Source organism: Streptococcus sp. 210928-DFI.4.42 (genome assembly GCF_020554365.1).
In the GTDB taxonomy this organism is placed as follows: Bacteria; Bacillota; Bacilli; order Lactobacillales; family Streptococcaceae; genus Streptococcus; species Streptococcus parasanguinis_S.
Genome location: NZ_JAJCHF010000012.1, coordinates 44,002 through 69,066, shown reverse-complemented (window position 1 = coordinate 69,066; position 25,065 = coordinate 44,002). Strand labels below are relative to the sequence as shown.

At 42.6% G+C, this 25,065-nt stretch carries 26 protein-coding genes; 2 read left to right on the top strand and 24 right to left on the bottom strand.

Annotation, left to right across the window (positions count from 1 at the left end; genetic code table 11):
- The first annotated feature begins 781 nt into the window (after positions 1-781).
- The gene (locus tag LIZ08_RS06155) at positions 782-1,951 is read left to right on the top strand and encodes a CynX/NimT family MFS transporter (RefSeq protein ID WP_227038488.1); all 1,170 of its coding nucleotides are present in this window, start codon (positions 782-784) and stop codon (positions 1,949-1,951) included.
- A gap of 86 nt (positions 1,952-2,037) precedes the next feature.
- Here LIZ08_RS06155 and LIZ08_RS06150 read toward each other — a convergent pair whose 3' ends face one another.
- The 19 genes from LIZ08_RS06150 to LIZ08_RS06060 all read right to left on the bottom strand — a co-directional run bounded on the left by LIZ08_RS06150 (position 2,038) and on the right by LIZ08_RS06060 (position 20,572).
- Positions 2,038-3,171, bottom strand: coding sequence for a LysM peptidoglycan-binding domain-containing protein (locus tag LIZ08_RS06150; RefSeq protein WP_227038487.1), 1,134 nt, complete (start codon positions 3,169-3,171; stop codon positions 2,038-2,040).
- Positions 3,172-3,643: 472 nt separating this feature from the next.
- Positions 3,644-4,267: a V-type ATP synthase subunit D gene (locus LIZ08_RS06145; protein ID WP_227038486.1), complete on the bottom strand. Its 624-nt coding sequence runs from the start codon at positions 4,265-4,267 to the stop codon at positions 3,644-3,646.
- A gap of 3 nt (positions 4,268-4,270) precedes the next feature.
- Positions 4,271-5,656, bottom strand: coding sequence for a V-type ATP synthase subunit B (locus tag LIZ08_RS06140; protein ID WP_227038485.1), 1,386 nt, complete (start codon positions 5,654-5,656; stop codon positions 4,271-4,273).
- On the bottom strand, positions 5,643-7,433 hold the full coding sequence (locus tag LIZ08_RS06135) for a V-type ATP synthase subunit A (RefSeq protein ID WP_227038484.1): 1,791 nt from the start codon (positions 7,431-7,433) through the stop codon (positions 5,643-5,645). Before LIZ08_RS06135 ends, LIZ08_RS06140 begins: the two co-directional genes overlap by 14 nt.
- 33 nt (positions 7,434-7,466) lie before the next feature.
- On the bottom strand, positions 7,467-8,171 hold the full coding sequence (locus tag LIZ08_RS06130; RefSeq protein ID WP_227038483.1) for a GNAT family N-acetyltransferase: 705 nt from the start codon (positions 8,169-8,171) through the stop codon (positions 7,467-7,469).
- The gene (locus LIZ08_RS06125; protein ID WP_003009443.1) at positions 8,168-8,488 is read right to left on the bottom strand and encodes a V-type ATP synthase subunit F; all 321 of its coding nucleotides are present in this window, start codon (positions 8,486-8,488) and stop codon (positions 8,168-8,170) included. Before LIZ08_RS06125 ends, LIZ08_RS06130 begins: the two co-directional genes overlap by 4 nt.
- Entirely contained in the window at positions 8,469-9,488 is a 1,020-nt protein-coding gene (locus LIZ08_RS06120) for a V-type ATPase subunit (protein WP_227038482.1), read from the bottom strand. Before LIZ08_RS06120 ends, LIZ08_RS06125 begins: the two co-directional genes overlap by 20 nt.
- Before the next feature lie 9 nt (positions 9,489-9,497).
- Positions 9,498-10,088 (bottom strand): hypothetical protein, encoded by a 591-nt coding sequence (locus tag LIZ08_RS06115; RefSeq protein ID WP_070506095.1) that lies wholly within the window; start codon positions 10,086-10,088, stop codon positions 9,498-9,500.
- 70 nt (positions 10,089-10,158) lie between these two features.
- Positions 10,159-10,638 carry a V-type ATP synthase subunit K gene (locus tag LIZ08_RS06110; RefSeq protein ID WP_003009435.1) on the bottom strand — a complete coding sequence of 160 codons (480 nt, stop codon included), beginning with the start codon at positions 10,636-10,638 and terminating at the stop codon, positions 10,159-10,161.
- Between the two features lie 30 nt (positions 10,639-10,668).
- Positions 10,669-12,630 carry a V-type ATP synthase subunit I gene (locus tag LIZ08_RS06105; RefSeq protein WP_227038481.1) on the bottom strand — a complete coding sequence of 654 codons (1,962 nt, stop codon included), beginning with the start codon at positions 12,628-12,630 and terminating at the stop codon, positions 10,669-10,671.
- A complete protein-coding gene (locus tag LIZ08_RS06100) occupies positions 12,620-12,943 on the bottom strand; it encodes a hypothetical protein (protein WP_024055125.1) in 324 nt (107 codons plus the stop codon). The genes LIZ08_RS06105 and LIZ08_RS06100 overlap by 11 nt, the downstream gene beginning before the upstream one ends.
- Positions 12,944-13,066: 123 nt before the next feature.
- A complete protein-coding gene (locus tag LIZ08_RS06095; RefSeq protein WP_061591040.1) occupies positions 13,067-13,963 on the bottom strand; it encodes an ROK family protein in 897 nt (298 codons plus the stop codon).
- A complete protein-coding gene (locus tag LIZ08_RS06090) occupies positions 13,960-14,796 on the bottom strand; it encodes a MurR/RpiR family transcriptional regulator (RefSeq protein WP_070845581.1) in 837 nt (278 codons plus the stop codon). The genes LIZ08_RS06095 and LIZ08_RS06090 overlap by 4 nt, the downstream gene beginning before the upstream one ends.
- Before the next feature lie 210 nt (positions 14,797-15,006).
- Positions 15,007-15,456 (bottom strand): YhcH/YjgK/YiaL family protein, encoded by a 450-nt coding sequence (locus LIZ08_RS06085; protein ID WP_227038480.1) that lies wholly within the window; start codon positions 15,454-15,456, stop codon positions 15,007-15,009.
- Between the two features lie 150 nt (positions 15,457-15,606).
- The gene (locus LIZ08_RS06080; RefSeq protein WP_000248712.1) at positions 15,607-16,716 is read right to left on the bottom strand and encodes a Gfo/Idh/MocA family protein; all 1,110 of its coding nucleotides are present in this window, start codon (positions 16,714-16,716) and stop codon (positions 15,607-15,609) included.
- Positions 16,717-16,904: 188 nt separating this feature from the next.
- A complete protein-coding gene (locus tag LIZ08_RS06075; RefSeq protein WP_061591043.1) occupies positions 16,905-17,363 on the bottom strand; it encodes a YhcH/YjgK/YiaL family protein in 459 nt (152 codons plus the stop codon).
- A 25-nt stretch (positions 17,364-17,388) separates the two neighbouring features.
- Positions 17,389-18,930 carry a sodium:solute symporter gene (locus LIZ08_RS06070; protein WP_061591044.1) on the bottom strand — a complete coding sequence of 514 codons (1,542 nt, stop codon included), beginning with the start codon at positions 18,928-18,930 and terminating at the stop codon, positions 17,389-17,391.
- 27 nt (positions 18,931-18,957) lie between these two features.
- Positions 18,958-19,881, bottom strand: a complete 924-nt coding sequence (locus tag LIZ08_RS06065) for a dihydrodipicolinate synthase family protein (protein ID WP_061591045.1) — start codon at positions 19,879-19,881, stop codon at positions 18,958-18,960.
- A 16-nt stretch (positions 19,882-19,897) separates the two neighbouring features.
- The gene (locus LIZ08_RS06060) at positions 19,898-20,572 is read right to left on the bottom strand and encodes an N-acetylmannosamine-6-phosphate 2-epimerase (RefSeq protein WP_049485589.1); all 675 of its coding nucleotides are present in this window, start codon (positions 20,570-20,572) and stop codon (positions 19,898-19,900) included.
- Positions 20,573-21,049: 477 nt separating this feature from the next.
- Between LIZ08_RS06060 and LIZ08_RS06055 the strand changes: the two genes are divergently transcribed.
- Entirely contained in the window at positions 21,050-21,889 is an 840-nt protein-coding gene (locus LIZ08_RS06055) for a MurR/RpiR family transcriptional regulator (protein WP_061591046.1), read from the top strand.
- Positions 21,890-22,005: 116 nt separating this feature from the next.
- Here LIZ08_RS06055 and LIZ08_RS06050 read toward each other — a convergent pair whose 3' ends face one another.
- The 5 genes from LIZ08_RS06050 to LIZ08_RS06030 all read right to left on the bottom strand — a co-directional run bounded on the left by LIZ08_RS06050 (position 22,006) and on the right by LIZ08_RS06030 (position 24,957).
- Positions 22,006-22,392, bottom strand: a complete 387-nt coding sequence (locus tag LIZ08_RS06050) for an ABC transporter permease (RefSeq protein ID WP_227038479.1) — start codon at positions 22,390-22,392, stop codon at positions 22,006-22,008.
- Between the two features lie 159 nt (positions 22,393-22,551).
- Positions 22,552-23,604: a zinc-dependent alcohol dehydrogenase family protein gene (locus LIZ08_RS06045; RefSeq protein ID WP_227038478.1), complete on the bottom strand. Its 1,053-nt coding sequence runs from the start codon at positions 23,602-23,604 to the stop codon at positions 22,552-22,554.
- Positions 23,605-23,767: 163 nt separating this feature from the next.
- Positions 23,768-24,091, bottom strand: coding sequence for a hypothetical protein (locus tag LIZ08_RS06040; protein ID WP_049475236.1), 324 nt, complete (start codon positions 24,089-24,091; stop codon positions 23,768-23,770).
- Complete coding sequence (locus LIZ08_RS06035) at positions 24,091-24,396, bottom strand: hypothetical protein (protein WP_023920072.1); 306 nt, start codon at positions 24,394-24,396, stop codon at positions 24,091-24,093. The genes LIZ08_RS06040 and LIZ08_RS06035 overlap by 1 nt, the downstream gene beginning before the upstream one ends.
- Positions 24,397-24,405: 9 nt before the next feature.
- Positions 24,406-24,957: a hypothetical protein gene (locus tag LIZ08_RS06030; protein ID WP_049475235.1), complete on the bottom strand. Its 552-nt coding sequence runs from the start codon at positions 24,955-24,957 to the stop codon at positions 24,406-24,408.
- Positions 24,958-25,065: the final 108 nt, after the last annotated feature.

Here is a 25,065-nt window from a genome sequence, read left to right as displayed (position 1 = left end):
CCTAACTTTGTTTGATAGAAAATCCTAAACTTTTTCATAATAATCTCCCTATAAGGGCCACCAAAATCGGTGGCCTTTTCTCTATGTACTTTAGCGAACGGTAGTGAGCTTAGGTACATTGATGCAGTTTGAGCGAAGCGAAAACTACGTTCCTTAATGCTCAGCGAACAGTAGTGAACTTAGGTACATTGACGCAGTTTAAGCAGAGCGGAAACTACATCCTTTAAAAAGAAAAAGTTATTATAAATAAAAACACAGCTTATTTGTGATACTAGCTAATACATTTTATCAGCCTTAAGACCGATTCTCATACACAGCGCCTTTTCTTAAGTTTTCTTTAAGCAAACCGCCTTATAATAAAACCATCAAATAAAGACCTCCTAACTTTGTTTGATAGAAAATCCTAAACTTTTTCATAATAATCTCCCTATAAGAGCCACCAAAACCGGTGGCTTTTCTATATCTCTTAATGAGGTGAACTCAGAGAGTTCAACCGAATTTAGAGATATTGATGCAGTTCGAACGACAGTGAGAACTACGATCCTTAATTTTAGTGAGTCAAGTCCAATCGGGACGCAGACGAACTTAGGTACATTGATGCAGTTTGAGCGGAGCGAGAACTACGGTCCTTATTACCTTTACGAGCATCAGTTTGCTTAGGTACGTTGACGCAGTTGGAACGACAGTGAGAACTACGATTCTTCTCTTTCATTTGTAGAAATACTCCAATTTAGCCTCAATCTATGTTATAATGAATAGAATTTTTGTCAGAGGAGGATTTATGAAAAAAACACATTCTATATTATTCGTCCCGAGCATCATTATGCTTGGGATTGTTTTACGAACACCATTTACTACACTTCCGACGGTCTTGTCTGACATCGCAGCTGGTTTGGGGGTTGATGTAAGCTCTCTGGGACTATTGACTAGCTTGCCACTTCTCACCTTTGCCATTTTCTCACCTTTTGCGATTCAGTTTGCTCAAAAATTAGGAATTGAACGCCTCTTCTTTCTTGTTTTGATCGCAATGACGATCGGATCTGCCATTCGGATTATCAATCTTCCCTTTCTCTATCTGGGAACCATCTTAATTGGAGCAAGTATTGCCTTTCTCAATGTTCTGCTTCCAAGCTTGATTCAGGCCAATCGGCCTAAGCAACTCGGTGTGCTAACAACTCTCTACATCACCTCTATGGGGATGTCCACAGCGATCGCCTCTTCTGTAGCGGTTCCTATTACCAAAGCCACTTCTTGGCAAGGTCTAGTGACTCTTTTGACTGCCTTGTGCGCTCTTGCTTTGGTCATCTGGATTCCTAACCTTCGCTACAACCACCGTCTCAAAAAGGCTGCTACTGCTGAAGCTAGTAACAAATGGTATACCAATAAATATGTCTGGGCTATCATGATTTTCGGAGGATTGCAGTCACTACTTTTCTATACAAGTATGACTTGGCTTCCGACCATGGCTGTTCAAGCTGGCCTTTCAAAGGTTGAATCTGGACTACTTGCCTCCGTGTTCACCTTGATCAGTCTCCCATTCTCCTTGACGATCCCAAGTTTAACGACACGGTTGTCCGATCGCAATCGACGCTTGATGCTTGCTATTGTTGTTGGAGTAGGGATTCTGGGAGTAGCCATGCTCTTAATCCCGACCAGCAACTTCTTCTACTGGCTCGTCATCAATGCCCTGATAGGAAGTTCCGTTAGTTCGCTCTTTCCTTACCTCATGGTCGCTTTCTCCATGAAATCCAGTACACCTGAAAAGACAGCTCAACTTTCTGGTCTTGCCCAAACAGGAGGCTACGTCTTTGCTGCTTTTGGTCCCATCCTCTTCGGCTACAGCAAATCTCTCTTCCACTCTTGGAGACCAGCTATCCTCATGCTACTGGTCTTAACCATTATCATGGCGATTGCTCTTTATCAGGTGGAAAAAGTCGATCATATTTTATAACCATCGTCCGGCTGGAAGATTCATCTTCCGGCTTTTTTTGTGCATACAAAAAAAGAACTAGGAGCTAGTCCTAGTTCGAAGTTTTATTATCCGTTAAATGAGATATGTACGTGGTCGTTGTGGTTTGCTGTATCTCCACCACGGTCTGGCATTTGGTTCCATGTATTAGCTGGTCCGTAAATGTTATTTACTGGCATGTAGAATTGTTGTTTCCAAATAATATATGAGATACCTGCACGGTCCATGTTATCAATTGCATACTGTGCAACTTGATCTCCAAGCTCTGAATTTGTTGGAACCATCACGTCTACTGCAAGCCCTTTACCATGGTCTTCTGGATCCCCTTCACGATATCCTCCGATATTGGTGATACCGAATTTCGCTGCAATTTCTTGACGGAAAGCTTCCGCTTGAGGTTGAAGATTTGGATCAGTTGGAATAGTATTTCCGCTTGTTGGAGTCGATGCTACTGGTTGCACTTCAGGTGCTGCAGCAGTTTCTACTGCTGGTTGTGCTGCTGGAGCTTCTTCTGCTACTGGAGCAGATTGAGGAGCAGCTGGAGCTTCAGGAGTTGCTGGAGCTTCAGGAGCAGCAGCTGGGGCTGCTTCTTGATTTTGTACTTCAACATTGACAGCTGGAGCACCGTAGTTTGGTGTTTCTGGAACAGCTGGTTGTGCTGGTGTTTCTGCTACTGGTACTTCAACTACAGGAGCTTCCGCTGGGGCTTCTTGAGTTTCCGCTGCTGGAGCTACTGGAACAGCTTTGTTATCTTCGTTTACTGGTTTAGACAAATCGTTGACAGCGACTGTTTGGTCATCAACTGTCACTTGGTTTGTTGTCAAGTCAGCACTTGCAACGGTTGCATCTGTCGCACCTGCTTGAGGAGTTTGGATTTCAACTGAAGTTACTTCTTTTTGATCATTTACTGTTGTTTTCAATACAGTACCTGGGTAGATCAAATCCATGTTGCTGATGTTGTTTAAGTTTGCCAACACATGAACATCGATTCCAAGCGCTTCTGCGATCGAACTCAATGTATCACCATATTTGATGGTATAAGTTTGTTGGTTTTCACCGCTTTGTTGGATATCATGTTTGATTTCATCTACTGAGCGAGCTACCCAATCTTCAAGTGTTTCTGCAGTGGCTTTTGTAAATGGAATCACTGCAAGAGCTACTGTTGAAGCGATCAAGGCTTTCGTATTAACTTTTAATTTCATCTTTTATCCTCTTTTTTCTTTGTTTTTTTGCTCAAGATTTTCTTGGACAAATTAACTACTATACTATCTTATCACAATTTAAAAATAATAAAAGGCCTTTTTGGCTATTTAACAAAACTGTATTTTTCTTGTAACATTTCGTCTTTCTTGTCACATTGTTACAAACTAGTAACATAAAAATAGGGTAGCGGAAGAAGAGTGAGAGGGTGCAAAAAAACCTCATCTAGGAATGGTTTCTTGATGAGGTTCTTGTCTTTTTTAAGTAATTGAGGCCGGGCTAAGTACTGTGTGAAAAACGCAAACTGTAATAGTACTAACTTCAAAGGCACAGTAGCTGATTGGATTTTTCTCTCGCTTTAAGAGCTCGGAAAAATCCTAATCAGCCTTGTGGGGCAGGACAACGAAGCATTCTATACAACAGTGCTTCTGTCCTGCTCCCTATTTTCACTTTGCTTTTTTACGGCTTTGTATCTTATTTTACCTTCATGATTCTGACGAGGTTGGCGCGTTCGGCTTCTTCGAGTTTCATTTCGATATAATAGATGGTCTCTTTGAGGTCTGGGATAGTCGCATACTCCAGTCCATTTACTCGACGGCGGGTTTTCTCAATTTCGTCTGCCATGAGTTGGCAACTTTTTTCAATTTCCGCTAATTTGAGCAAATCTGGGAGGAGATCTCCCATTTCTTGAATGGTGCTGTCCATTTGACTGTTGGAGGCTAGGTAGCTATAAACCACGTCCCCTTCATCCTCTCCGTATGGATTATCGATACGGGCATGGAGCTTGGGTACGCGCACACTCATGACATTTTCTTCTTCAATATGCAGCATCACTTCTCGCGTAGGTACAGCAAAGATTTCTTCCACCATGAGGTCGCTCTCTAGTGACTTAGCCATCACGAAATCTTGCATATTGTCCACCAGCGCCGCCTCTACCTTTTGGCGCAGGCGATTATTCTCACGTACAGCTTCAATAAAGCGGCGCATGAGTTCATCCCGCTTGTCCTTGAGCAACTTGTGACCCCGGGTTGCTGTCTTGAGGCGCTCTTTGAGAATATTAAGCTCCATCCGAGTTGGTTTTACATTTAATCGTGCCATAGGCTAGTCCTCTTTGTTTAGCAGATACTTGTCAATCATCTCATCCTTGATCCGTTTGAGCTCTGTTCGTGGAAGGATGGATAAGAGTTCCCAACCGAGATCCAAACTTTCCTCAATCGTCCGATTGGTGGTAAAGCCTTGGTTGATGTATTCTTGCTCAAAGCGGTCCGTAAATTTGACATAAAGCTTGTCGGTATCTGACAAGGCAGACTCCCCAAGCACTACAGCCAGTTCTTTGGCTTGTTTTCCTTGGGCGTAAGCCGCAAAGAGCTGGTTCATGGTCGCCGCATGGTCTTCCCGAGTCTTACCTTCACCAGAACCCTTGTCCTTCAAACGAGAAAGGGAAGGAAGGACATTGATCGGTGGGCGGTAACCACTATTGTAGAGATCGCGGGATAAGATAATCTGACCTTCTGTGATGTAGCCTGTCAAGTCAGGGATGGGGTGGGTGATGTCATCTTCTGGCATGGATAGGATCGGAATTTGGGTCACCGATCCCTTTTTCCCAACCAAACGTCCTGCACGTTCGTAGAGGGTCGACAAGTTGGTATAGAGGTAACCTGGATAGCCCCGACGTCCTGGAACCTCCCGACGGGCAGCGGAGACTTCCCGAAGGGCCTCACAGTAGTTGGTCATGTCGGTCATAATGACCAAGACGTGCATGTCTTTTTCATAGGCCAAATATTCTGCCGCGGTCAAGGCGATCCGAGGAGTCGCAATCCGCTCGATAGCTGGGTCGTTGGCTAGGTTGATAAAGAGGACAGAGCGGTCAATAGCTCCTGTTTCGCGAAGGTCGTTCATAAAGAACTCGGCTTCTTCGAAGGTAATCCCCATGGCCGCGAAGACCACGGCGAAGTTTTCTTCCGAATTAAGCACAGTCGCTTGACGAGCAATCTGAGCTGCCAACTCCTTGTGAGGAAGCCCTGATCCAGAGAATACCGGAAGCTTTTGGCCCCGAACTAGGGTGTTCAAATGGTCAATGGCTGAGATCCCTGTCTGGATAAATTCATCTGGATAGTCCCGCGAAACAGGGTTGATGGCTTGTCCATCAATGTCCAAGTATTTCTCTGGGATAATTTCTGGACCACCATCGATGGGTTTGCCCATCCCGTTAAAGATGCGTCCCACCATGTCTTCAGACACAGGAAGTTCTAGGGGACGTCCGGTAAAGCGGACTTTGGCTTTTTCCAAGTTGATCCCGCTAGATCCTTCAAAGAGCTGGACCATGGCCTTGTCTTCTTGGACTTCGAGGACTTGTCCCTGACGGGTTGTTCCATCATGAAGCTTGATTTCTACCAGTTCATTGTAGTGAACTCCTTCGACCTGATCGACAATCATCAAGGGGCCAACAACTTCGCTGACAGTACGGTATTCTTTAATCACGCTCATTGTCTACTCCTCCTTTTGCGACGATTTGGTGTAGGGTTTCTACGATTTCTTCTTTCAGGGCTTGGATGGTTGCCAACTGATCCTCATGGATGAACTTGCTCCGGGCAATGCGGTCTCGAAGAGCCACGGTTCCTTCCATGATTTCTGTGAAGTAAGCCCCTAATTCTAGTGCTTTTTGACTTTCTTGGTCAAAGGTCAAAATGTTGGTCAACAAGGCCACCTGCTTGCTGAAAGAGGTATAGGTATCGACCTCATCAAAGGCATTTTGTTGCAGGTAGTCTTCACGAATCATCTTGGCCGCATTCATGGTCAAGCGGTCTTTTTCAGACAAGGAATCTAGACCAACCAAGCGGACGATTTCTTGCAATTCACTTTCCTTTTGAAGCAAATTCATAGCGCGGGTCACTTTTTCAGACCAGCTGATTTGTTCATGTAAATCGATATAGCGACCAACTTCATCTTGGTAAAGAGAATAAGAACTCAACCAGTTGATGGCTGGGAAGTGGCGGCGTTGGGCCAATTGAGCATCTAGTCCCCAGAAGACCTTGACGATCCGCAGGGTATTTTGGGTCACCGGCTCTGAAATGTCTCCACCTGGAGGGGAAACGGCACCGATGGCGGTAATCGAACCTTCACGCGCAGCGGTTCCAAGTGTCTTAACCCGACCTGCACGCTCGTAATATTCAGCAATCCGGCTACCAAGATAGGCTGGGTATCCTTCATCCCCTGGCATTTCTTCTAGACGACCAGACATTTCACGAAGAGCTTCTGCCCAACGAGAAGTAGAGTCCGCCATGATGGCAACGGAGTAGCCCATATCGCGGAAGTATTCGGCAATGGTAATCCCTGTGTAGATGGAAGCTTCCCGCGCCGCTACTGGCATGTTCGAAGTGTTGGCGATCAGAACAGTCCGTTGCATGATGGATTGACCAGTCGTTGGATCGATCAATTCTGGAAATTCATTCAGAACGTCCGTCATTTCATTTCCACGTTCCCCACAACCCACGTAAATTACGATGTCTACATTGGCAAACTTAGCCACCTGGTGTTGCACAACTGTTTTCCCAGCTCCGAAAGGACCAGGAACTGCTGCAGCTCCACCTTTAGTCACAGGGAAGAAGGTATCGATGACCCGTTGACCGGTGACCAAAGGCTCTACTGGAATGAGTTTTTGTGCAAAGGGACGGCCTCGACGAACCGGCCATTTTTGCATCAGGGTTCCAGTAAAGAGACTGCCATCTGCCTGCTCGATCTCATAGACTGGCTCTTCCACTGTGTAAGAACCTGCTGCGATCTTGGTCACACGTCCACTCACACCAAAAGGCACCATGATGCGGTGTTCCACCATATTGGTCTCCTGAACCGTACCGACGATGTCTCCAGCGACCACTTCTGTCCCTTCAGTCACGCTTGGCTCGAAGGCCCATTTGGTGTCCCGATCTAGATTTGGAACTTGCACCCCGCGAACCAAAAAGTCACTGGCAGTCACTTCTTGGAAGCGTTCCAAGGGGCGTTGGATCCCGTCAAACATCTGATAGATCAAGCCTGGTCCCAATTCAACAGAAAGGGGAGCTCCGGTTGTGACCACTGGTTCTCCTGGACCGACTCCAGACGTTTCTTCATATACTTGGATAGAGGCTTCGTCCCGCCGCATCTCAATAATTTCGCCAATCAAACCAAGATCGCCGACCCGGCAAATGTCTTGAATATTGGCTTCCTGCATCCCTGATGCAACCACCAAGGGACCGGAAACTTTGATAATTTTTCCTTGAGTCATGTATTCCTCCTGGGAATCCTTTGTTTCTTTGTTTTACTTTTGTGCTATCTCTCTTAGAGATTGCTTTTGTTGGCCATTGGCATCGAAATTGCTTGGATCCAACCAGGCTTCTAGTCGCTGTTTGATAGCTGGCCATTCTTGGTCAATGATAGACAACCAGTCTGTATCACGGGTCCGACCTTTATAAACAACAGCCTGACGGAAACAGCCTTCATAGGTGAACCCTAAGCGCTCAGCTGCTTTGCGAGATGCTTGGTTTAAGGCATCGCATTTCCACTCATAGCGGCGGTAGCCTAAATCTTCAAACACGTAGCGCGCTAAGAGATACTGGGCTTCCGTAGCCATGCGTGTCTTTTGGAGCGCTGGCGAGTAGGTCACTGCTCCGACTTCGATCACCCGGTTGGCTTGATCGATCCGCATGAGAGAGAAAGTCCCCAAAGCCTTGCCTGAATCTTTGTCTACAATCGCATAGTAAAAGCGACCTTGGGCTGTCATGAGATCATCTAATAAGTGGTCCCACTCCTCTTCATTGTGGGCAGGGCCTTTGAACAGAAAGGTCCACATCGCTGCTGGAGAGTCCGGCCCGTAGACCTGATAAAGATCTGCTCCATGTTTTTCTTTTGAGAGGCGCTCGATCACGGTATAGCGACCTTCGATCCGCTCAATAGCTGGCAGACGCCCCGGAGTAAAATCCGGCAGTGCATCGCCAATCGTTTGGCCAAATTCATTTGTTCTCATAAAATATCCTGTCCTACTGCTTTTTCGACATTATCACGAATCCGCTGTTGGCCCAGTCCTGTAGTCCCTCTATGGGTCGGGATAAGGATCAGAGCCGGTGTCAGTTGCTGGTCGTAAAAAGCCACTGTATCTGGAATGGCCTGAGCAATATCCTCTGTCAGGTAGATAATCCCGAAGTTTTCCCGACTGAGTTTTCGCAAGGTATTGATCGCTTCTTGTGGCTCTGTGACCGGATAGGTTTGAAAGCCAATCAGGCGAAAAGGAAGGATGGCGTCCCGATTGCCCACAACGGCGATCTTATAGGTCTGTTTGTCCATAAATCGGTCTCATCCTTTCTTTGATTTCTGCTAGCGGAAAACCATTGTCCAAACCAGAGAGGACCAAACGAAGGTTGGTCACCTCTAACTCTTTTCCGTAAAGATAACGAACAAGAGGGAGTGGTCCATCGACTTCAAAACGGCCAGCATCTAGAAGACTGAATTTCACCAAACTCTCTAAATACTCCAACTCTACGGTCTTTAGTTGACCGGTGCGCATCTTTTCTTCATAAGTCTCTAAGGCGAGATCGTAGTCCAGCGGATTAACTTGATAAAACCAGGTCAACCACTGACCGGATTCTAGGAGGTCGATCACCTGATGGGCACTGAGGCTCCCTTCATCTGAAAGTAATTGGTGCATAAAGCTATGCGGTTTTTGCTGATCCAAGGCCCGCTTAACTGTAATCGCATTGTAAAAGTCAATGGTCACGTCCACCAACTGCTTCAGAGTCGGATGATCTAGGCTGTCCCCTAAGTATCTCAGATGTTTAAAATAAGCTAAGTCCATCCCAATTTCGAGGACCCGCAAGTCCTGATAGTCTTGGAATTCTTGCCAGGTTGCAGCCACTTCTTCCGCCATAAAGGCTGGGCAATGCTCCGCAGAAAAGGTCGCTACCAAATGCTCGAGCACATCGAGAGAATAAGGACCGATAGGGATCAATAAGTGCCCCAACTTGCGCTCTGTCGCCTTGTGTTTTAGATAAACCTTGAGATTATGATAGGTGTACTTCAAGGTAAAAAGGCTAACCAGGTCTGACTGAGGGCTTACCTCAAAAGCCCATTGGTATTCTGCCAACAAGGCTGCCATCAGACGGGCTTCAAGGACTGATAAATCCTTGATCTCGTGGCTATCTAAAGCATAAGGTGTCCCTTGTAGCAAGCCTTCTCGACTCTCGCTGGAGGGACTTGCAAGCAACTGCTCGAACTGACTGGGACTGACAAAACTAGCCTCACGTACGCTGATTCCTGTATTGACTTGAGAATAGGTCCGTTCGCTCATTGCAACCTCCTAGTTCTCTTCATTTGTGAAAATGCTGGCTGCCATCTGGTAGCTTTCTTGCTCCCAAATGGAATCCACCAAATCACGGTAGAGATAGTTGTCATCAATCTTCCCAACCGACAAGACAAAACCTGCTTGAGCTGAGATCGTTGCATCTGCAACTGTCACATTCTGATGCGTCTGCTTCAATCTCTCGAGAGCTGCTGAATCAAATTTAGCAGCGCTCACCGCACCGAAGGTCAGGGTCACAACTTGTCCCTGATAGCGATCTAAGACCGCATCTACAAACTGCATTTCCTTTTCAAGGGGCCAAGCCACCATTGCTTCATAAGCATCCGCAAAGAGATCCTTTAAGACTCGTTGCTTGGTGACAAGGGTTGATTGGCGTTTTTTATTTTCGATTTGTTGGGTTTCACGTTGCAATTGACGTTGAATCCGCTTGAGCTGCTCGGAGCGTTGATTGAGTTTATCTTGGATCAAACGCTCTTCTTGCGCAGTCTCTTCTTTTAGGATGGTTTCCTTGGCCTCTTCTAAGAGTTTACGCCCTTTTTCGTGGGCTTGGGCCAAGATCGAATCCTTTAATTGGGTTTGTTCATCCATATCGTTTTTTCTCCTATTGCATGCGTCTTGTGTTTTTCGCCTCGTAAGGCGAATCCATCAAAGCTAGGTCTTAGCCGACGCGTAGGGTCAATAGGAAGGACACAACGAAGGCCAAGATGGCGTAGGTTTCAACCATGGCCGCAAGGATAACCCCTTTCATCATGTCTTCAGGGCGTTTGGCCAAGATTTGCATCCCTGCTGTCGCAACATTTCCTTGGTGTTTGGCTGAGAAATAACCAACGATCGCAACTGGAAGAGCTGTAAAGAAGTAAGCGACCCCTGTTTCAAGTGGCATATCTGGCTTAATTTGCAACCAGATCAAGATCCCGATAACGAAACCGTACAAACCTTGTGTACCTGGCAACAATTGCAAAATCAAGGCTTGGGCAAATTTTTCAGGTTGTTCTTTCAAGAGCGCTGCTGCTGCTTGACCCGTTTTACCAACCCCAAGGGCAGATCCCATTCCACTAAGTGCAACGGCGATCGCCACACCAAATGCTGCAAAGAAGGCGCCCCCATGGGCTGAAAAATATGATGCTAAAGATTCCATGAATATACTCCTATTTATTAAAGATAATACTTATTTTTTTGTTTTAATATAGCGTTCAGAAGGTTTGAGAGGACGAAATGGCTTGCCTCCTCCTTCGTAGAACTTACCGAAGAACTCCACAAAGATCAAACGGGCTCCATGCACATATCCTGACAAGAAGGACAGGAACATATTAATGGCATGTAAGACGATAAAGAGCAGAAGCCCTACCGTAAACCGTCCAAGCGGTGGGAAGAGATTGACAATGAGGTTAAAGGCTGAACCGATACTAGCTCCAGACAAGCCCAAGGCCATCAAACGGGTGAAGCTGACCAAGTCTCCGACATAGCCACTAACATTGTAGAGGTTAAAGAGACCAGACGCTAAACCGGATAGCTTCTTGGCACTGACAATGGAAACAATCAAGATCCCAATGGCGTTCAAAATAGCCAGCCACTTACCAATCGGAACTAGAAGGCTCATCCCTGGCAAGATATTGCCTACTGCTAGAAGCATTAAACCAAGTAAGATCAAGACCCAAGCAAAGCCAGCATTATAGGCTTCGGTGTAGTCTTTGAGGCGGACATTTTTCATTCCCCCTAGGAACAGTCCCACTAAGACAGTGACAAAACCAAAGACCACTGAGAGGATCAGGATGGTCATGGCGTTACTGGTCGTACTGATCAAGGCAAAAGGCATCTCAAATCCAAAGAAAGAGCCATAGACCACACCCCAAAGGGCAACTGAAATTCCGAGGAGACTGAAGAAACGAAGGTTCTTGGCTGTACCAGGCTTGAGCTTGAAGGCTTTAAGGGCAAAGCCTGTCGCCAAGGTTAGCAACAGTCCATAACCGATATCTGCGACCATCATGCCAAAGAAAACAAAGTAGAAGAGAGAAACGATCGGTGTTGGATCTTTCTCGTAATACTTAGGCAGGGCGTACATCTCTGTGACTAATTCAAAGGGCTCTACCAAGGCATTATTTCGCAACTGGATCGGAACGTCATCCCAATCTTTTTCCGTCACATCGCGTGTCTCTAGTAAGACCCGAGAACCAAAACCTTCTTGCAAGAAGTCTCGTAATGAGGCCACTTGGGAGGTTTCAATCCAACCCTCTAGGGCTACCAAGCTTTGCGTACTAGCAAGAAGCGACTTAGCTTCCTCACGAGCTCCCAAACTCAGCAAGTAATCCATCTGGTACTTGAGCTGGTCCAGCTCCTTCTGGGAGTTTTGTAACTCGGCTAGGGTTGCTGCAACTACAGCTTCTTGCTCTTTGATTTCCCCTTCTAGGCGATCCAAGTAGACGGCTGGGACCTGCTCTTCTTCATAGTCCAATTCTTTGAACCCATGGTCTTCTAGAAGCTCCTGAACAGCTACACGATCTCCCGAACGATACAAGATGACATAGCCGTGTTCAGTCTCAGACGTAAAGACTTCTTCTAACTCCAGCTCTGGATGAGCTTTTAAGGAAGAACGAACAGCGTCTGTATCGCTATTTGGGATGGTCCCAATCAAGCCATGCACATAGTGAAAATTAGCGAGAGCAGCTGGCGTCACCTCTAACGGTCGCCATTTTTCTAAGCGCTCTATCTCTCCCTTTGCATCCGCAATCTTCTGACGAGCCTTGTCTAACACGCGCAATTGGCGTTTCAACTTGGTCAATAGAAGATCCTCGTCTCGAATCATCCCGTGGGCCTGCAAGTCATCAAAAGACAAGCTTAAGGGTTCTTCCTTTAGAGCTTGCAGGGCCTTCTTCTCAGGCATGTAGGGCTCCAGAGTCTGAATCATTTTTTCAACTTGTTCTTGACGTTTTTGCAACTCTACCAAGGCTTGACGATTGTCCTCTGTCAAGGGTTGAGACAAGGTATTTGCCTCAAAGGCAGCCTGCCATTCTTCATGCTCACTGAGGTCATAAATCTGGATTTTTGCCTCAGACTGTAGCGCTAGTAGGAGACTATCCAAGTCATCTTTGGGTAAGATGAGGGACAGTTTTTGCATCTGACTAACGGCCATAGCTTGCTACCACCTTTTCTACAATGGCTTCAACTAGCCCAGCTCGTTTATCGGTCATCGCCTCTTGTACCCTGGCATCATTGCGCGCAACCGTTTCTTCCAGATCTTTCGTTAAACGGACGAGTCTTTCCTGGGCGTTTTTTTCTGCCTCTGTGACCAATTGCTTGGTTTCCTCATCGTAATGCTGTGCCACTGTTGCAAGGCGATCGCGCGAATCCGTTCGGATTTGTTCAACTTGAGCTTCATAGCCTACGATCACGCCCTGAGCAGCTTGCTCGATCTCTTGCATCATCTCGAGTGTTGCATTCGACATCGTCACACCTCCTTATTCAACTATTGTTCTTCCAACAACAGTACAATTATCTTAAATTATACCATATTTTACATAGTTTTGTTCGGGGATTTAGGGATCGATCACTCCTAAAACGACCGTTTTTTAAGACAAGTTCTTCCCCTGATCCATTAAAAATTTGGCTACTGCTCCCAATCTTCCCGCTTCATTTCCTAATGTAGCCGTTACAATTTCTCTTGGTAAAAATCGTTGATCCTGAATAGCATGTTGCAATACATTTTTCAATAGTGGCAACAAAACATCAGATCGCGCAAAAATGCCACCTCCTAAAATTATCTTTTCTGGATTTAAGACATAAGAAATGGTTACTAACCCTTGCGCTAGATGATTAACATATGTTTTCAAGACCTTCAAAGCAACTGGTTCACTCTTATCCACCGCCTCAAAAAAAGTTTTACCGGTTTGATGGTGTAAGCCAGATGCTTCCTCATACATCTGAACGAGTGCTGACGCAGACGCTAAGGATTGCCAATCTGTATTCCCAATCGGTAAATATCCGATTTCACCTGCTGTAAAATTATGCCCGGATAAGATTTGTTCATTGGTGAAAATACCACCACCAATACCGGTACCAACCGTAATCATAACAGTAGAATGGCTATTTCTGGCTGCACCTTTCCATATTTCTCCTAACAAGGCACAATTGACATCATTTTCTACTGTAACGGGGATGGAAAATCGTTTCTGAATCTCGCTGGAAAAATCAGTCCCACTGTAAGAAGGAATGGTGTAACCTGCATATACGATTTTCCCTAATTGGCTGTCGACAACACCTGCTGTCGAAATAGCAACTCCATCTAAATCAATAATAGATTGATAGCCAGCAATGAGGTCACAAATTTGATCCAGTATACCATTTGTTTGGTTCTCATGGCATATATTGGTTCTCTGTTCTGAAAAATGTCCCAAAGCATTGCCATCTTCATTATATACATCCGACTTAATAGATGTACCTCCAATGTCGATCCCTAAAATATTCATTGTTCATCCTCCGTTTTATGTAAATTGAGGGCCGAAAGTGTATCAGTGAATATATGATTCCTTCTCTCTCTATCCAAGTCAACATAATAGGCATAAAAAATATCGACTACAACTAAGACTGGGAATTGTGGTGATATGAGCGTACCTTGGGGCAAACTTTCCTTTACTGCCACAGACACCAGTTCATCACACCGCCCTTTTAAAAACGCACTTATTTTCGATGTTATTAGAACAGTCCTAGAACCTTTTTGCTTTGCTTGATACACAGCATCTAGAATTTCTTTTGTCTCACCGGATAACGAAATTCCAATAACCAGACACTCATCATCCAGCATGACCTCATTGACTCGTATCATGTGGTCATCGGTAATAGCCTTACAAATCATTCCCAGCCTCATAAAGCGAAATTCCATCTCACGCGCTACAAGACCTGAACTTCCAATTCCGTATATATAGACCCGCTTAGCCTTGTCTAACATCCGACTAACACGTAATAACTGTTCTTCATCAATCAAAGAAAAAGTCTTATTTAACAACTCTCCATAATCAGATAAGACACTTTTTGTAATATGTCGACTAACATTTTGAATGTCCTGATTTGACTCCTCAAACTCATAAACAAATTGACGATATCCTGTGAACCCACACTTCTTAGCAAATCTTGTCAAAGAAGAGAGGGAAACATACAATCGTTTAGCCACTGATTTTGCAGATAAATCATCTTGCATGACATGATCAGATAAAAAATAGTCAGCTATTTTCTTTTCTAAATCTGTTAAGCTTTCATAGACTGACTCAATAACAGGTTGTATACTTTTTTCTAATGTAACCATTTCTCCTCCACTCTGACAACATCTTCTAAAAACGGGGAAAGAGGCTGGGAATAGTCTCCAACCTCTATTAACAATTCCTGAGAACATCCATCATCTTATAGGACCTTTCGACCCACTCAATGAGAGAAATCAGTGACTAGATAACAAGATCCTTCTCTCAAAAATTGTTCTATTTCTCCCGCTCGGAATGAAAAGAATGAATAATACACGCTATAACCGCACTTTAAAAACGACCTTGCGAATACCTTGAGCCTGATCCACTTTCAAACCTGTCTTATGCGCATCATTTGGATCTAATAATAAAATAGCACCAGGTGTGAAATGAATATCAAACATCGAATGGCCAGACATTTGTTGCCAATCCTCTTCTTTCACATAATCTTCCAAGTTCATATTGGATAGAAAATTATATGAGATTCGTTCTTTTCCTTCGAATAGAACATGAACGTCATAGTAGTCTCGGTGACTTTCCCATACACGATGTTCTTCATCCGTTGTTTCCATTTCAATCACATTGTAAAAGAAATCATCAGAGACTGAATGTGTCCCCTTTTCATCTTGACTGACATCATGTGTTTTTAAATAATCTACAACTTTCTTGAGTGCAGGGTGTTGAATGTCCCGTGCAATCACTGCATCTTTATATTGTACTAATTCCATACTGGAACTCCTTTCGAATTCAACCTGGGCTTCTTAAAAATAGCAAGCAACATCTTCTGATTGCTCTTATTCATTGAAATAGGGCCTTATTTTCTTATCGTATCAATAGCCTATAAAATGACAAGAATTTACTATTCTGTTTTACAATAGTTAAGCATTTGTGATTTCTGAAAGACTTACTTTTCGATCTTCTTTAACTGATAAAGTACATGCATCAGCGGTAGCGATTGATTCTAAAGCAGCTACACCATTGAGAAGTTTTTCATATTCTTCTGTAATTTCTCCACCTTTAATGATGTCATGTAGATATTCCATTTCTTTATCAATACATGTTTGTAACCATAATGGGCAACGTACTCCTGGTTTACCGTACGCAATTGCTCCATCCATACCACGACCGGTATAGATAGCTGTACGGTCATCATCTTCCTCTTGAGTTTCATGTACTAAGAAGTGTGATTCTCCTTCACCTTTAACACGAAGAGTACCTCCAGTATTGAACAAGTCAAGTTTGATAGCTCCTTCAGTTCCTTGAATCAAGACGTAGTGTTCACCCCAACGGAAAGCATTACCATATTCCAAAACAGCATAACGATCATCAGAGTATTCTAGGTTTACAATGAGCATATCATCTTCATCACCAAAGTTTTCACCTTTATGATATACATTGCCTCCTACCATTGTCGCTTTTTCAGGAAGCCCTCCCATGATGAACTGAATGCAATCTAATTCATGAATATGGTGGTACAAATGTCCTCCAGATTGAGAACGAAGTTTCTTCCATGATACAGTTGGTTGTTGTTCTTCCCAACCTGTACGAGCGGCATGGCAATAAAGAACTTTACCGATTTTACCTTGAGTAATCAATTCTTTAGCATGGTGTACACCATTAAAGAAGTTCATGATGTGACCAGCCATAAAGATAACATTATTTTCTTTACATGCGTCAACCATGGCTTTACAATCTTCATAAGACAATGCAATTGGCTTTTCACAAAATACGTGTTTGCCATGTTGAGCAGCTTTCACAACAGGTTCACGGTGAAGGTAGCTAGGTGAAGCTACGATCACACAATCAATATCTTCACGTGCTACAAGTTCATCTAAACTTGCACAAACATCTGATCCCAATTCTTGAGCAACTTCTTCTCCATGATTTGGGTCAAATACCGCAACCACTTTTGCATCTTCAATTTTGTTCATTGAGCGAGCCAAATCAGCTCCAAAATATCCAGCTCCAACAATACCGTAATTTACCATAATTTTTATCCTCTATCTATATATTTTTAAATTTCAGCTTTAATTCTTTTTCAAATCTTCAATCTTAAATGTTATATATGGTACAACATTTTTCATATGAAGTTCATTACGATACCATGAATCAAATTTTTCAAACATCAATCCAATACAGTACCTAAGGTTACATATTGTTTAATATTTTTTTCATTTTATTTTTCCTCGTTTAAAACTTTGATAACAAGTTTTTTAACAGTTTCATCATTGCAATGAATCTTTGGTTGGTGAAGATCTTCTTCAAAAGTCACCAACATATTCCCTGGAAGCAATTCAACAATTTGATAGTCTTTACTATCGTAAAAAGCAATATCCTTCTCTTCGCTAAAAGGTACACGTGACTGAGCACGAACTGGGGAAGTTACTGCCATTTTTTCTGTATTTTCAACAACAATATGAATATCTAAATATTTCTTATGATTTTCAAAAATATCTCCTGGAACTCCATCAGCTAGATAAGTCATACAATTTGCAAAAACATTTTCCCCGTCAATATCAATTTTTCCATCAACTAAATCTGTCAAATTTGTATTTTCTAAAAAATCACAGACTTTTGAAAAATGTTTATTGACAGAAGCATATCGTCTAAAATCAGATTGTTCAGAAATAATCATATTATTTTCTCTTTTCTATTAGTGACTAGTGACGAACTTCCCAACTTGAATCCGCTTTAATTTCTGAAATATCATAAATCGTTGTATATTTAGGTGCAGATACTTTATTTTCAGTAAGAACAGATACAATATAACCTGAAACTACTGATACAGAAATTGAAATCAATGAATATGCCCAGTAGCTAACAGCTGTTGGAGGAAGGAAGTATTTAATAAATACCATAACGATGGTTGATACAATCAGCGCTGCATAAGCACCTTGTTTATTTGCTTTTTTAGAAACAAAACCAAGAATGAATACACCACCAAGTAGACCAAGTACAAGTCCCATGAAACTATTGAACCATTCGTATGCAGATTTAATATCTGAATGAGCCATGATAACGGAAACAACAATTGAGAATAAACCTACTGCTAGAGATACGAATTGTGCAATTTTCGTACGACGATCGTCTGACATATTTTTAGAAATGACATCTTGAATATCCAATGTCCATGAAGTTGCAACAGAGTTCAAACCTGTTGAAATAGTTGATTGAGCTGCTGCATAAATCGCTGCCAAGATCAAACCTGTGACACCTACTGGTAACTGGTATGCAATAAAGTACATAAAGATTTGGTCTTGAGGGATATTGCTAGCTGCACTACCTGCATTTTGTACTTGATAGAATACGTACAAGCCTGTACCGATCAAGTAAAAGACTGTTGCAGTTGCAAGTGACAAGACACCATTTGTGAACAACATTTTATTAAGTTTCTTAATATTTTGTGTTGTAGTAAAACGTTGAACCAAATCTTGAGATGAAGCATAGGAAGACAAGATTGTAAAGCCTGAACCCATCACAATTAAGAAGATGGAGTTTGAAAGCAAGTTAGGATCGAAAAGTTTTTCATTTGCAGCAAGGAATTTCCCGTTTGCTAATGTTTCTGCTACTGCACCAAAGCCACCTTTAATATTAGCCATCAGTACAAATAAAGCTACAACGACACCACTAATCAGAACCACACCTTGAATAAAGTCTGTCCATAATACGGATTTTAGACCACCAGTATAAGAATAAACAATTGCAATTGCACCCATCAAAATGATCAAAATATTGATGTCAATTCCTGTCAATACTGATAAACCAGCTGATGGGAGGTACATAATGATAGACATACGTCCCAATTGATAAATAATAAACAAGAGTGCTGAAATAATACGAAGTGCTTTAGAATTAAAACGTTTATCCAAGTAATCATATGCCGTATCGATGTCTATCCGTGCAAAGATAGGTAAGATAAAACGAATTGTCAGTGGAATAGCTACAACCATCCCTAATTGAGCAAACCATAAAATCCAGCTACCTGCATAAGAGTTACCAGCGAGTCCCAAGAAGGAAATCGGACTGAGCATTGTGGCAAAAATGGATACCGAAGTAACATACCAAGGAACCGAACCATCTCCTTTAAAGAACTCTTTTCCTTTCATCTCTTTTTTAGAGAAATAGATACCTGCAACCAATACCACAAGTAAATAAACAATCAAGATAATTAAGTCAATTATTGTAAATCCTGTTGTGCCCATAACATATCTCCATATTGATTTTATTTATTATAAAAATTCTTTTCGTGCTTGTTGAATAAGTTCTGCTGCTTCTTTTGCAATTGTAAGATCTTCTTCATGCAATGGTTCGAGTGGGGCTCTTACAGAACCAAGATCTAATTTTTCATTTAGACGGAGAATTTCTTTGATCACTGCATAAAGATTTGCTCGACCACTGACCATTTTATAAATGACATCATTGATCGCATATTGCAATTCTTTAGCTGTTTCAAAATCGGATTCTTTGATTAATTCATTCAATTTCAAGAACAAATCAGGCATCACCCCGTAAGTACCACCAATTCCAGCTTTTGCACCAATAACGCGGCCACTAATGAACTGTTCATCTGGTCCATTAAAGACAATGTGGTCATCTCCTCCATCAGCTACAAACATTTGAATATCTTGTGTTGGCATGGATGAATTTTTAACCCCAATCACCCGTGGGTTCTTGCGCATTTCAGCATAAAGGTCACGCGTGAGGGTAGTACCAGATAGTTGTGGAATGTTATAAATGATAAAATCTGTATTTGGTGCAGCTTTACTCATGTCATTCCAATACCGAGCAATGGAATAAGCAGGAAGGCGGAAATAAATAGGTGGGATAGCTGCAATAGCATCTACTCCAAGACTTTCAGCATGCTTTGCAAGTTCAACGCTATCTTTGGTATTGTTACATGCGACGTGGGCAATAACGGTTAGTTTTCCTTTAGCGACCGCCATTACATTCTCTAAAATCAGCTTACGATCTTCAACACTAAGATAAATACATTCTCCAGAAGATCCGTTGACATAAACCCCTTGTACTCCTTTATCAATATGGTATTGAGTCAAAGCACGTACTCTTTCTGGGCTCACTTCACCATTTTCATCATAGCACGCATAAAACGCTGGAATAACACCTTCATATTTCTTCAAATTTGTATTTGTCATTTGGAAACCTCTTTCTTTATTTTGTTGCTTCTACAAATTTTTTTGTAATTAATTGTGGACGTGTAATAGCTGAACCTACGACAACACTATAGGCACCTAACTCCAATACCCTATGGACTTTATCAGGGGTATCGATGTTCCCTTCTGCAATTAATGGATGAGATAGTTTACTAAGGGCTTTGCGAATAATTTCAAAGTCATTTGATTCGATTTTATCGCCTTTACTTTGCTTGGTATACCCTACCAACGTTGTTCCAATATAATCAAAACCTATTTGATCAGCCGTCAGCATTTCATCAATAGTAGAACAATCTGCCATCCACAATTGATCCGGATATTTTTTCTTTACTTTTTGGAAAAAATCTTCTAAGCTTTCGCCATTTGGTCGTGTAGAAGTTGTGGCATCTATCGCAATAATATCCGGACGAACCGTCATGAGTTCATCTACCTCTTTCATAGTTGCCGTGATATAAACATCTGCACCTTCGTAATCTCGTTTGATGATCCCAATGATCGGTAAATTCACCGCTTTTCGAATCGCTGCAATATCAACAACAGAATTGGCGCGAATTCCAGATGCTCCGCCCTCCTCGGCAGCCACTGCCATACGAGCCATAATAAAATCACTATGCAATGGTTCGTCTGGTAGAGCTTGACACGAAACAATCAGCTTATGCCGTAACTCTTCCATGATTTAATCACCTGCTTCTTTTTTAGTTTGTAAGCTCTTACACCATTAATCATAATACTTTAAAAATGTATTTTCAATACTTTTACTATAATTAGAAAGTACTTTCTAAAAAATCCTAGCAATTCCTATATTTTTATTGTATATCTATTTTATTTATTATACAAATACTTTATGTTATTTATAAAGGTTCTTTCTTATCAAGCCATAAGAAAGAGTTCTTCCAAAGTGTTACCTTACTTCCATATTTATTTCTTATAGCTACAATTTTATGATTTCTATTTCTAGTCTTCTATTCCTGAAAGTAAATTTAATCTTTTGAGCACTTTTAAAATTATTATTTCACCATTTAAATACTGATACTAGTTTCAATGTTTTTTTACTTGCTTTTACTTGAATAAAAGGGTGTCTCCATGTTATAATGTGTAATATATTATAGGAGAATCCTGTTATTTGATCCTGTGAGAAAGGAGGATTGCTGTGAAACAAGATCAAGATTTACGCACCATTATCGCCAACCATGAAGCTGAGTTAACAGATATGGAACGAGACATTGCCCAATATTTTTTATCATCCGAAGCACGACAGCACTCCCTGTCCTCTTCTCGTGTAACTGAGTTACTCCATGTCTCAAAGGCTGCCTTAACGCGTTTCTCTCAAAAATGTGGTTTCACCGGCTATCGAGAGTTTGTCTATCACTTTAACGAAGAAACAAAAAATCAAAAACAGGTACAAGAACATGACGAACTCACTCTCAGCGTCTTGCAACGCTACCACCATATCGGTAACGTCACTGAAAATTTCGTCAAAGATCCCCAATTAGAGCATGTAGCAGATTTAATTGATCAAGTAGATCGGATCTATTACTTCGGGATTGGAAGTTCCAGCTTGGTGGCTCGGGAGATGAAATTGCGCCTTATGCGACTTGGTGTGGCAGGGGAAGTCGTGACTAATCAAGACGGATTTAATCAGACCACCAGCATTCTAGATTCCTCCTGCTTAGTCATTGGATTTTCTTTATCAGGCAAGACGAGCGCTATTACAGATAGTTTGTTGAAAGCCAAGAAAAACGGCGCAAAAACAGTCCTTATAACTGGCAATCCTGCTGGTGTCCACCAAGATTTCACTGAAGTGGTGCCCGCTGCACCTCTTCCAAGCAATACCTATATCGATCGCATCTCGGCGGTTCTCCCCTTACTAATTGTGGTCGACCTCATCTATGCCCATTTTCTTAATATCAACCGAGAACAAAAAGAAATCGTCTTTAATAGCTACTGGGAACACAAAAAACTCTCTAGTCAACGTTCTCGAAAATCTTAATATGGTCTCCCTATTTAAAAAACCAAGAAGGATGAGATAAAACTCATCCTTCTTGGTTTTTTTGATTGTTCTAAAGAAGTATTTATACTCTATAATATTGAAACCATCTCATCTACCTAAGCCATCTTTTGAGTCGCTTTTTCCTTTACGACGAATACAAAGCCAATAGAGCCGACGACGGCTCCAAGCAAGATCCAATAGACCATATCCGATGAAGTAATTGGGCCTGCCAAGAGACCTGCTAATAAAAAGAGATCGATATACAGTCTAGTATCGCGATAGAAGTTCCAATTGAAATGGTAGCTACCTTCTGGGTACTGCCGTGTCGATACAGACGGTTGAAAGACCTGCAGAAGAATCAGAATCCCAACAAAAGCAAGATAAGCTAGGCTAACTACCGAAAGCGGAGCCTGCATCGTCATAGCCACAGCTACTATAAGCAAGACCAAGATCCAGAAATGGAAGTCCATCCAGAATTCACGATGATAACAAAACCGTTTCATAAGATTACACCTTTCTCTTAATGTATTCGTTTTCTACACTTATATTATAAGACAAGGAATTTTTTTTTGCAAGGAATTATCGGCTATTTGGGACTGAAAATAGGACCAGAATATCTCTGGCCCTTCTAAAAAAACTATGAACAAATATTAGTTCCCACTTCATTCACTGATATCATTTTCGATAATGACCTTGAGTGCATGGTTTTCACCCGCGTGTTTAAAGACATCATAGGCTTTTTCAACTTCTGAGAGTTTGAAGTGGTGGGTGATAAGCTTGGTTGCATCGATCTTGCCTGATTTCAAGACATTGAGCAACATTTCAGTGGTATTAGCATTGACAAGACCGGTGTTGAGGGTAATGTTCTTGATCCACAATTCGTCCAAATTGAAGCTAACCGGTTTTCCGTGAACACCGACATTGGCAATATGACCACCGACAGAGATGATGTTTTGGCAGACATCAAAGGTAGCAGGATAACCCACACATTCCATTGAAATATCGACCCCACGACCATCCGTCACTTCATTGATAAAGGCCTTGATTTCCGCAATATCGCTGGAGCAGATGGTGTGAGTTGCCCCAAATTTCTTGGCAGCTGCGAGGCGCGATTCGGACAAGTCCACCATGATAATGGTAGCTGGTGAGAAGAATTGAACGGTCAAAAGAGCCGCAAGGCCAATCGGACCAGCTCCAACGATACAGACATTGTCCCCTGGTTTCACATGAGATGGAAGCACCCCAATTTCATAAGACGTTGGGAGAATGTCTGAGAGCATGACCAAGGCTTCGTCGTCCACAGTCTCAGGCGCATGATAAAGACTACCATCAGCATGTGGAATGTGGACATACTCTGCTTGGGTTCCGTTGATCAAGTGACCCAAAATCCAACCACCATCTTCACAGTGAGAAGGCAAACTACGTTTACAGTAGTAGCAGGTATTACAAGCTGTGACACAAGAGATGATAACCTTGTCGCCCACCTTGAAGTTATTCACTGCATCGCCGACTTCTTCGACGATCCCGATTCCTTCGTGGCCTAAAATTGTGCCTTCCTTACAAGCTGGCACATCTCCTCCTAGGATGTGAAGGTCTGTCCCACAGATGGTTGTCTTCAAGACACGCACAATGGCATCCGTTGGATTTTTGATCATTGGTTTTGGTTGATCCAGCAGTTGCAGATTGCCTGCAGATACATAAGTTGCAGCTTTCATAAGCGACTCCTTTTCTTTGTTGGTTTGATAAAACCATTTTATTTTCGTTTCTTTGTGAATATTATAACATACTAAGCAAACGCTTACAATATTTTATGAGCACATTTTTAAAAGTTTTTTGAGCAAACAAAAACATTCCTCTTATCTCTACCAGAGGAATGTTTCAATCACCTTGTTCTAATTGTTGGCGCCGCTTATAGTACTCTTGCTGCTCGCGCTCACGCTCTTCTTCTAAACGCTCTTCATAGCGCTTGAGTTCTGCCTCAAACTCTTCTTGCAAGGCAAATAAACGCTCCAAACCACTTTGAGCCTCCGCACTTGGGGCTTGAAAATGCAGGGCACTCAGCCAGTCTACTAAATTTTCTGTATGTTGGCGGACATCCATACGCATATCCGCATAATCCCACTCCAACTCGCTAAGTTTCTGGTTGAAGCGGTAATGTCGATCTTCTAGTTGTTCTAATTCACTATTTCCTGAATGGTACATCACATACCTCCTTTAATCGGACTCAATAAAATCGGCTTTTTCACTGATTTCAGTGCTGCTTCTGCCGCGTCCGCTGCTCCTCCTGTAAATCCATCTTTCAAATCATTAACTAGAGTTGTTGTGGCAAAAGAGCGCATTTTTTCGGATTGACCGCTCAAAGTCACCTGCAAACTCATCCCTTCCAACATCATCAAGGCTTTTTGCGTTGCAATCAAACTCCGAATTGCAATCCGCTCTTGCTCCTTTTTAATCTCTCGATGGAGCTCCTCAATGCGTTCTCTATCCTCTCCCAGGATCTCTAACATCTTTTTCTCCTACTTATGAAAATCAAAGGCCACTGCTTGTCCCTTGTCCAAGTCCACCAATTGGGCTGATGCAGCCTCCAGTTGCCCTGCCAAATCTGACAGACGTGTCGAGTAGGCCTTTGCTTGAGCCAGGTTTTCCGCCTCGACCGCTTGGTCCCAGCAAGTATCCATGGAGAACTCTCCTAATAGTTGCTCCACTTCTGCATCTGTTAAAAACTGAGCCATGCTGTGGGCCATTTGTGACACCTCCGCAACCTTATGGGAAACCGTCTCCTTGGCCACTTCTAGCTGATCTTTGAGCTCGGCCTCAAAAACCGTCGCTTGCGCTGAAGCATTTTGTGCTACTGCCAGTACCAATTCCTCTCGTAATTGAATGGTCTGGGTACCAGATGCCCCTGCCAATTGCTGATGGAGGCTCGGAATACTTGGCCTTTCCTGTCCATACATGGAGACCACCGAGGCAGATGATGGCTGATTTTCTGAAGCGGACGTTGCCCGATCTCGTTGGGGCATTTCAATAATTTTCTGCGCCTGATCTTGCACTTCACCTTCTAACTCCATTTGAGATGGCCTCCTTTCTTGGATTTGTTTTTTCGTTTCCTATAACTGAAAAAGGATCATAACCCTTCAGCTACAGGCAGATTCACACACTATAGGGTAACATAAATT

Bases quoted from the DNA above. Each gene is read 5' to 3' on its own strand.
- LIZ08_RS06135 (WP_227038484.1), bottom strand. From the start codon at position 7,433: ATGACTCAAGGAAAAATTATCAAAGTTTCCGGTCCCTTGGTGGTTGCA.
- LIZ08_RS06155 (WP_227038488.1), top strand. From the start codon at position 782: ATGAAAAAAACACATTCTATATTATTCGTCCCGAGCATCATTATGCTT.
- LIZ08_RS06120 (WP_227038482.1), bottom strand. From the start codon at position 9,488: ATGAGCGAACGGACCTATTCTCAAGTCAATACAGGAATCAGCGTACGT.
- LIZ08_RS06115 (WP_070506095.1), bottom strand. From the start codon at position 10,088: ATGGATGAACAAACCCAATTAAAGGATTCGATCTTGGCCCAAGCCCAC.
- LIZ08_RS06125 (WP_003009443.1), bottom strand. From the start codon at position 8,488: ATGGACAAACAGACCTATAAGATCGCCGTTGTGGGCAATCGGGACGCC.
- LIZ08_RS06085 (WP_227038480.1), bottom strand. From the start codon at position 15,456: ATGGAATTAGTACAATATAAAGATGCAGTGATTGCACGGGACATTCAA.
- LIZ08_RS06095 (WP_061591040.1), bottom strand. From the start codon at position 13,963: ATGAATATTTTAGGGATCGACATTGGAGGTACATCTATTAAGTCGGAT.
- LIZ08_RS06105 (WP_227038481.1), bottom strand. From the start codon at position 12,630: ATGGCCGTTAGTCAGATGCAAAAACTGTCCCTCATCTTACCCAAAGAT.
- LIZ08_RS06090 (WP_070845581.1), bottom strand. From the start codon at position 14,796: ATGGTTACATTAGAAAAAAGTATACAACCTGTTATTGAGTCAGTCTAT.
- LIZ08_RS06100 (WP_024055125.1), bottom strand. From the start codon at position 12,943: ATGTCGAATGCAACACTCGAGATGATGCAAGAGATCGAGCAAGCTGCT.
- LIZ08_RS06130 (WP_227038483.1), bottom strand. From the start codon at position 8,171: ATGAGAACAAATGAATTTGGCCAAACGATTGGCGATGCACTGCCGGAT.
- LIZ08_RS06070 (WP_061591044.1), bottom strand. From the start codon at position 18,930: ATGGGCACAACAGGATTTACAATAATTGACTTAATTATCTTGATTGTT.
- LIZ08_RS06075 (WP_061591043.1), bottom strand. From the start codon at position 17,363: ATGATTATTTCTGAACAATCTGATTTTAGACGATATGCTTCTGTCAAT.
- LIZ08_RS06045 (WP_227038478.1), bottom strand. From the start codon at position 23,604: ATGAAAGCTGCAACTTATGTATCTGCAGGCAATCTGCAACTGCTGGAT.
- LIZ08_RS06080 (WP_000248712.1), bottom strand. From the start codon at position 16,716: ATGGTAAATTACGGTATTGTTGGAGCTGGATATTTTGGAGCTGATTTG.
- LIZ08_RS06145 (WP_227038486.1), bottom strand. From the start codon at position 4,267: ATGGCACGATTAAATGTAAAACCAACTCGGATGGAGCTTAATATTCTC.
- LIZ08_RS06030 (WP_049475235.1), bottom strand. From the start codon at position 24,957: ATGGAGTTAGAAGGTGAAGTGCAAGATCAGGCGCAGAAAATTATTGAA.
- LIZ08_RS06050 (WP_227038479.1), bottom strand. From the start codon at position 22,392: ATGAAACGGTTTTGTTATCATCGTGAATTCTGGATGGACTTCCATTTC.
- LIZ08_RS06035 (WP_023920072.1), bottom strand. From the start codon at position 24,396: ATGTTAGAGATCCTGGGAGAGGATAGAGAACGCATTGAGGAGCTCCAT.
- LIZ08_RS06040 (WP_049475236.1), bottom strand. From the start codon at position 24,091: ATGTACCATTCAGGAAATAGTGAATTAGAACAACTAGAAGATCGACAT.
- LIZ08_RS06150 (WP_227038487.1), bottom strand. From the start codon at position 3,171: ATGAAATTAAAAGTTAATACGAAAGCCTTGATCGCTTCAACAGTAGCT.
- LIZ08_RS06065 (WP_061591045.1), bottom strand. From the start codon at position 19,881: ATGACAAATACAAATTTGAAGAAATATGAAGGTGTTATTCCAGCGTTT.
- LIZ08_RS06140 (WP_227038485.1), bottom strand. From the start codon at position 5,656: ATGAGCGTGATTAAAGAATACCGTACTGTCAGCGAAGTTGTTGGCCCC.
- LIZ08_RS06110 (WP_003009435.1), bottom strand. From the start codon at position 10,638: ATGGAATCTTTAGCATCATATTTTTCAGCCCATGGGGGCGCCTTCTTT.
- LIZ08_RS06060 (WP_049485589.1), bottom strand. From the start codon at position 20,572: ATGGAAGAGTTACGGCATAAGCTGATTGTTTCGTGTCAAGCTCTACCA.